The sequence below is a fragment of the Aldersonia kunmingensis genome, assembly GCF_001646865.1.
In the GTDB taxonomy this organism is placed as follows: Bacteria; Actinomycetota; Actinomycetes; order Mycobacteriales; family Mycobacteriaceae; genus Aldersonia; species Aldersonia kunmingensis.
Window position 1 is genome coordinate 1 of sequence record NZ_LRRB01000205.1, and the last position, 6,568, is coordinate 6,568.

Annotated in this window: 2 protein-coding genes; both read left to right on the top strand. The window is 66.4% G+C overall.

Annotated elements, in window-relative coordinates:
• Window positions 1–61 precede the first annotated feature (61 nt).
• Window positions 62–5,320, top strand: a complete 5,259-nt coding sequence (locus A8G08_RS16035; protein ID WP_222844271.1) for a non-ribosomal peptide synthetase — start codon at window positions 62–64, stop codon at window positions 5,318–5,320.
• A 133-nt stretch (window positions 5,321–5,453) separates the two neighbouring features.
• Window positions 5,454–6,515, top strand: a complete 1,062-nt coding sequence (locus A8G08_RS16040) for an alpha/beta hydrolase (RefSeq protein ID WP_084436352.1) — start codon at window positions 5,454–5,456, stop codon at window positions 6,513–6,515.
• Window positions 6,516–6,568: the final 53 nt, after the last annotated feature.

Genomic DNA, 6,568 nt, shown 5'->3' on the forward strand with positions numbered 1-6,568 from the left:
CATGTTGCGGGCAACGCTGGATCGTGACGAGAACGGCGAGTGGGTTTTCGAGGCGCGTCCGGTGGGGTCGGTCGATGTGGCGGACTGGATCCGGCATTACCCGGTGCCCGCGGATATCGATGACGCCGAGTTGAATTCGGTGGCGTCGCAGGCTGCTGATGCGGCGCTGCGTGAACTGGATCCGCAGACCGGGGACCTGATTCGGTTCCTGTGGTTCGATTTCAGTGCCGAAGGCGCGGCCGGTGCCGCTGTGGGCGCGGATCGGCACGGGATCCTCTACATCGTCGGCCACCACTTCGTGGTCGATGGTGTCTCGTGGCGAATTCTGGTGCCGGACATGGCGATCGCGTGGTCGCAGCTGACGGCCGGTCAGCCGGTGGCGTTGGCGCCGGCGGGTACTTCGATGCGCCGTTGGACCCATGCGTTGGCCGAGGAGGCGCTGGCGCCTGCTAGGGCTGCGGAACTGGATCTGTGGCGCGAGTTGCTCGACGTCGAGGATCCGCTGCTGGGTTCGCGCGCGCTGGATCCGAAGGTCGATGTCGAGTCCACGATGGAGAGGGTCACGGTCGACATTCCGGCCGAGGTGACCGACGCGGTGCTGCGCGATCTGCCCGAGCTGTACCGCGCGAGTGTCAACGACGCGCTGCTGGCCGCGTTGGCGATGGCGATGGTCACCTGGCGGCGCAACCGGGGTCTCGACGTTTCCTCGGCGCTGCTGCGCATGGAGGGCCACGGTCGTGAGGAGACCCTGATCCCGGGTGCGGATCTGTCGCGGACGGTGGGCTGGTTCACCAGTTCCTACCCGGTGCGCACGGATCTGGCCGGGATCGACCTCGCCGATGCGTTCAATGGTGGCGTGGCCGCCGGGGAGGCGATCAAGGCGGTCAAGGAGCAGCTTCTCCGGATTCCGGATCGGGGCATGGGCTACGGGCTGCTTCGCCAGTTCAACCCCGACGGTGCGGTGCTGGCCGAGCTGCCGCACGGACAGGTCAGCTTCAACTACCTGGGCCGCGTGGGCGGCACCGAGGTGCCTACGGCACTGGCCGATATCGGATGGGGACTCACGGCGGCGTTGGGTGCGCTGACCTCCGAGGTCGAGTCGACCATTCCTGCGCAGGCCGTGATCGATATCAACGCGATCGTCGGTGCCAATGGTGTGCTCGGTGCCGGGTTCACATTCGTGCCGGGCGTGATGGATCGCGCCGACGTGCAGGAACTCGCGGATCTGTGGAGCGAGGCGTTGGCCGGACTGGCGCGCCACAGTGCGGCGGCGGATGCCGGTGGCCTCACTCCCTCGGATCTGCCGTTGGTTGCGGTGGGTCAGAACGACATCGACGGCTGGGAGCTGCGCTATCCGAACCTGACCGACGTGTGGCAGCTCTCGCCGTTGCAGTCGGGTCTGCGGTTTCACGCCATGCTTACCGCCGATATTGGCGGCGTCGACGTCTACACGATGCAGGCGACCCTGCATCTGGGTGGCTATCTCGACGCCGAACGACTGCGCGGCGCGGCGCAGGCGTTGACCGAGCGGTACGCGAACCTGCGGACCGCGTTCGTCACCGACAACGCGGGGACCGAGGTGCAGCTCGTGCTGGGCCGGGTCGATGTGCCTTGGCGTGAACTGGATTTGACGGCGGTGTCCGAGAACGAGCGGGCCGAGCAAGCGGCTGCGGTGCTGGCCGCGGATCAGGCGGCCGGTTTCGATATGACCCGTCCGCCGCTGGTGCGGTTCACGCTGGTCCGCACCGCGCATGACGCCTGGCAGCTGGGTGTCACTGCGCACCACATCCTGCTCGATGGCTGGTCGATGCCTTTGCTGATGCAGGACCTGCTGGTGCTCTACGCCGTCAGCGGTGATCAGTCGGTGCTGCCGCGAGTGCGCGACTACCGCAACTTCCTGGTGTGGCTGGCCGCGCAGGACCGCCAGCGTTCCCTGGACACGTGGGCGCACGCGCTCGTCGGGATCGAGGAACCGACCGTGCTCGAGTCGGTGTCGCGGATTCGGCCCGCCGCGTCGGGTGCCGGCGCTGTCAGTGTCGGACTGAGCGAGGCCGAGACGGCGCGGCTCGCCGAGACCGCGGCCGGGCTCGGGGTCACGGTCAACACGATGGTGCAGGCGGCGTGGGCGATCCTGCTGGGCCGGATGACCGGGTCGTCGGATGTCGTGTTCGGTGCGACCGTCTCGGGTCGCCCGGCGGAGGTGGCCGGTGTCGAGTCGATGGTCGGCTTGTTCATCAACACCATCCCGGTCCGGGTCCGCATCGATGCGGGCGCAACGATTTCCGCACTGCTGGAGCGGTTGCAGTCCGAGCAGGCCGACCTGCTCGAACACCACTACATCGGCCTGACCGACATTCACCAGGCAGCCGGCGTTGCGGCGCTGTTCAACACGCTCTTCGTCTTCGAGTCCTACCCCGTCGACCAGGAAGCGCTCAGCGAGGCCGGTTCTGCGCTCGACGGGCTGCAGGTCACGGGTGTCGAGGTACTCGACGGATCGCACTACCCACTGACTGTGGTCGTGTCCGTCGCGGGGGCGAAACTGGACCTCGGCCTCAAGTACGACATGGCCCTGTTCGACACCACCGAGATCGAGACACTGGCCGACCGGTTCGTTCAAGTGCTGCGAACCTTCGCCCGGAACACCGAGGTCCCTGTGGGGGACATCGAGGTCCTCGAGCCGGCCGAGCGGGCGGCGTTGGTTGGTGCGTGGAGTGGTGCGGGTGCGGCATCGGGTGCGGATCTGTCCGCGACGTTGGCGGGCCTGTTCTCCGAGCAGGTTGCGCGGGATCCGGGTGCAGTCGCGGTGGTGTTCGAGGGCGAGTCGCTGACCTACGGCGAGCTGGCCGTTCGGGCGCGTCGAGTGGCGCGGCAGCTGATCGCGCAGGGCGTCGGCCCGGAGTCGCTGGTGGGTGTGGCTCTGCCGCGGTCGCTCGATCTTGTGGTGGCGGTGCTCGCGGTCATCGAGGCCGGCGCGGGCTACGTGCCGTTGGATCCGACGTATCCGCGTGAGCGGATCGAGTACGTCGTGGCCGATGCGGCACCGGCGTGCGTGATTTCGTGGACAGGTCGTGAGCACGAGTTCGCCGGGACGTCGGTGGTCGATATCGACACCCTGGATGTGAGTGCTGTGTCGGGCGAGCCGATTTCGGCTTCCGAGCGCACAGCACGGCTGCGGCCCGAGCACGTCGCCTACGTCATCTACACGTCGGGGTCGACCGGGCGCCCGAAGGGTGTGGCGGTGGCGCACCGCAACGTGGTCGAGTTGCTGGCCGGCACGGACGAGTTGTACGGGTTCGGTGCCGAGGATGTGTGGACGATGTTCCACTCGATTGCGTTCGACTTCTCGGTGTGGGAGTTGTGGGGTCCGCTGCTGACCGGTGGACGACTCGTGGTGGTCGATTACTTCACCTCGCGTTCCCCAGCGCAGTTCCTCGAGCTGGTGGCCGCCGAGGGTGTGACGGTGCTGAATCAGACGCCGTCGGCGTTCTACCAGTTCGTCGAGGCCGACCGGGCCCATGCGGACGGGGCGGGCCCGGCCGACCTGGCTCTGAGGTATGTGATCTTCGGTGGCGAGGCGTTGGAGCCGCGGCGGTTGCTCGGCTGGTTCGATCGGCGCGCGGATCTGGACTGCACCCTGGTGAACATGTACGGCATCACCGAGACGACGGTGCATGTCACGCACCGGCAGATCGAGGCGACCGATACCGCCGCGAGTGTGGTGGGTGGCCCGATCGCGGGGCTTGGCCTGTATGTGCTGGATTCGCGGTTGCGTCCGGCTCCGATGGGTGTGGCGGGTGAGGTGTATGTCTCGGGTGGTCAGCTGGCGCGCGGCTATCTGGGCCGAAGTGAGCTGAACGCGACCCGGTTCGTGGCCGACCCGTTCGGTTCCGGCGGCCGGTTGTACCGCTCGGGTGACGTGGCGCGGTGGACCCGTGACGGTGAGCTCGAGTTCGTCGGTCGTGCCGATGATCAGGTGAAGGTGCGTGGTTTCCGCATCGAGTTGGGTGAGATCGAGGCCGTGGTCGCGGGCCTGCCCGGTGTCGGTGAGTGCGCGGTCGTGGTGCGCGAGGACATCCCGGGTGATGCTCGCCTGGTCGCCTACGTGGTGCCCGCCGCGGGTGCGGTGCTCGAGATCGGGGCGTTGCGCTCGCTGGCGGAGGAGTCGTTGCCGGCGTACATGGTGCCGAGTGCGTTCGTGGTGCTGGACCGGATCCCGTTGACGGTCAACGGCAAACTGGATCGCAAGGCCCTGCCTGCACCGGAGTTCGAGTCGGCGGTGCACCGCGCCCCAATCACCCCGATGGAGCGAGCGGTAGCTGCCGCATTCGGGGAGGTGCTCGGCATCGAAACCGTCGGCGCCGACGACAACTTCTTCGATCTCGGCGGCAACTCGCTCTCGGCGGTGCGCGTCATCGCCGAGCTGCGTGACAACGGGGTCGAGGTGCCGCTGCAGTGGTTGTTCTCGGACCCGACACCGGCGTCCATCGCACGTCGCCAAGAAGGATCCGGTACCGACGCCTCGGGCCTCGGTTTGATTCTGCCGATCCGGTCCGGGGGCAGCGGGGCACCCGTGTTTGCCGTGCACCCGATTGTCGGGCTCGCATGGTGCTACGGCGGCCTCACCGGTGTCGTCGACCGGGATCGACCGATCTACGGCGTGCAGACGCCCTCGCTCTCCGAACCCGACTTCACGCCGGCGTCGCTACGCGACCTGGCCGAGCGTTACGTACGTGAAATTCGGTCGGTGCAGCCGAGCGGTCCGTACCACCTGCTCGGCTGGTCGCTCGGTGGTGTGCTCGCGCATGAGATCGCGGTGCAGCTGCAGAACGATCGTGACGAGGTCGCGAGCCTGGTGATGATCGACTGCGGTCCGGAGAACAGTCGGGTCGCGGGAGTCGAGAGTGTGGATGCGCTCTCTGCGGCCGAGTTGCTCGGCGGTATCGGCGTCGAGACGACCGGGTCCGAGGTATCCGGTAAAAACGGCGTGGATTCGGCGTCGACCGTCGCGGCGGGTATTGCTGCGCAGTACGGCATCGACCCGCAGACGGCCGAGGCGCTGCTGCAAACGTTGGTCGACAACGCGAACCGTGACATCGATCTGTTGGCCGGACACACCCCCGGTGTTTTCCGCGGTGACGTTCGATTCTTGACCGCGGGTGCGGACGATCCGAGCGGATCGGTGTTGGCGACAGCGTGGCAGGCGTTCGTTGACGGGACAGTGCATAACCGCGTTGTCAACGCCACGCACTGGCACATGACCGCGCCCGATGTGGTGACGGTGATTGGTGAGGAGATCGTGGCAGCGCGCTCGAAGCAGTGAACAGGTAACGCTCCGGTTACAGCGGACGATAGTTAGACCAATGTCCAGTACGCCCGCGATCGTCAAGCGAACGCGTGTGTCTGCAGGGGGACAGGCCTGTGCCTCTCTCGAACGAATGAAAGGTTGATGGTCCATGCCAAGAGCCAGGACAGCGAATCGACGCTTCGGAGTGCGCGCACTCGTCTTGACCAGCGCCCTGATGATGGTTCCGATTGCCGGTGTCGCCGGTGTCGCCGCTGCTCAGCCGTCCGGAGGTGCGCCATCGGTGCCCAACGTGACGTCGGAAGACGGGTCGAAGATCGTCTCGATCGAACAGCGAGCTCCCCAACGGCTGCGTATCACGGTGCATTCGACTGCGATGGACCGCGACATCATGCTGTCCGTGCTCCGGCCCGCGGATACCAAGAAGCCCGCGCCGACGTTGTACCTGCTCAACGGTGGCGGTGGCGGTGAGGATGGCGCGACCTGGGGCATCCAAACCGACTACATCAACTTCTTCGCCGACAAGCACGTGAACGTCGTGACCCCGCTCGCAGGCAAGTGGAGCTACTACACGGACTGGGTCAATACGGATCCGAAGCTCGGAAATAACAAGTGGCAGACATTCCTGACCCAAGAGGTGCCGCCGCTCATCGATGCGGCACTCGACACGACCAAGGTCAACGCGATCGCCGGTCTGTCGACGTCGGGCACGTCGGTGTTCAACCTGGCAATCGCCGCACCGGGGTTGTACAAGGGCATCGGTGCGTACTCCGGTTGTGCCCAAACCTCGGACCTGATGGGCCAGGAGTTTGTGAAGACGGTGGTCAATGTGTGGGGTGAGGGCGACGTCACGAATATGTGGGGGCCGCTGAACGGCCCAGGGTGGGTGGCGAACGACCCGCTGGTGCATGCCGACAAACTGCGGGGTCACGCGATCTACGTCTCCAGCGGTAGCGGCCTCCCCGGCCCGCACGACACGCTCGCAAACCCGGCGATCAAGGGCTCGGTTGATGTTTTGGCCAACCAGATCATCGTCGGTGGTGCCATCGAGGCGGCCACCAACCAGTGCTCGCACAACCTGGCAGCCCGGCTCGGCCAACTCGGTATCCCGGCAACATTCGACTTCAAGCCAGCCGGCACCCATTCGTGGAATTACTGGGAAGATGACCTCCACAACTCCTGGCCGGTGCTCGCCCAGTCGATGGGCATCTGACCGGTAAGGTCGCCGAACGCCGTCGGGCACACAGCAGTTCACGTGATCGCCGC

What these genes read in the sequence shown, in the direction of transcription:
- A8G08_RS16040 (WP_084436352.1), top strand. Translation starts at nt 5,454, where the DNA reads ATGCCAAGAGCCAGGACAGCGAATCGACGCTTCGGAGTGCGCGCACTC.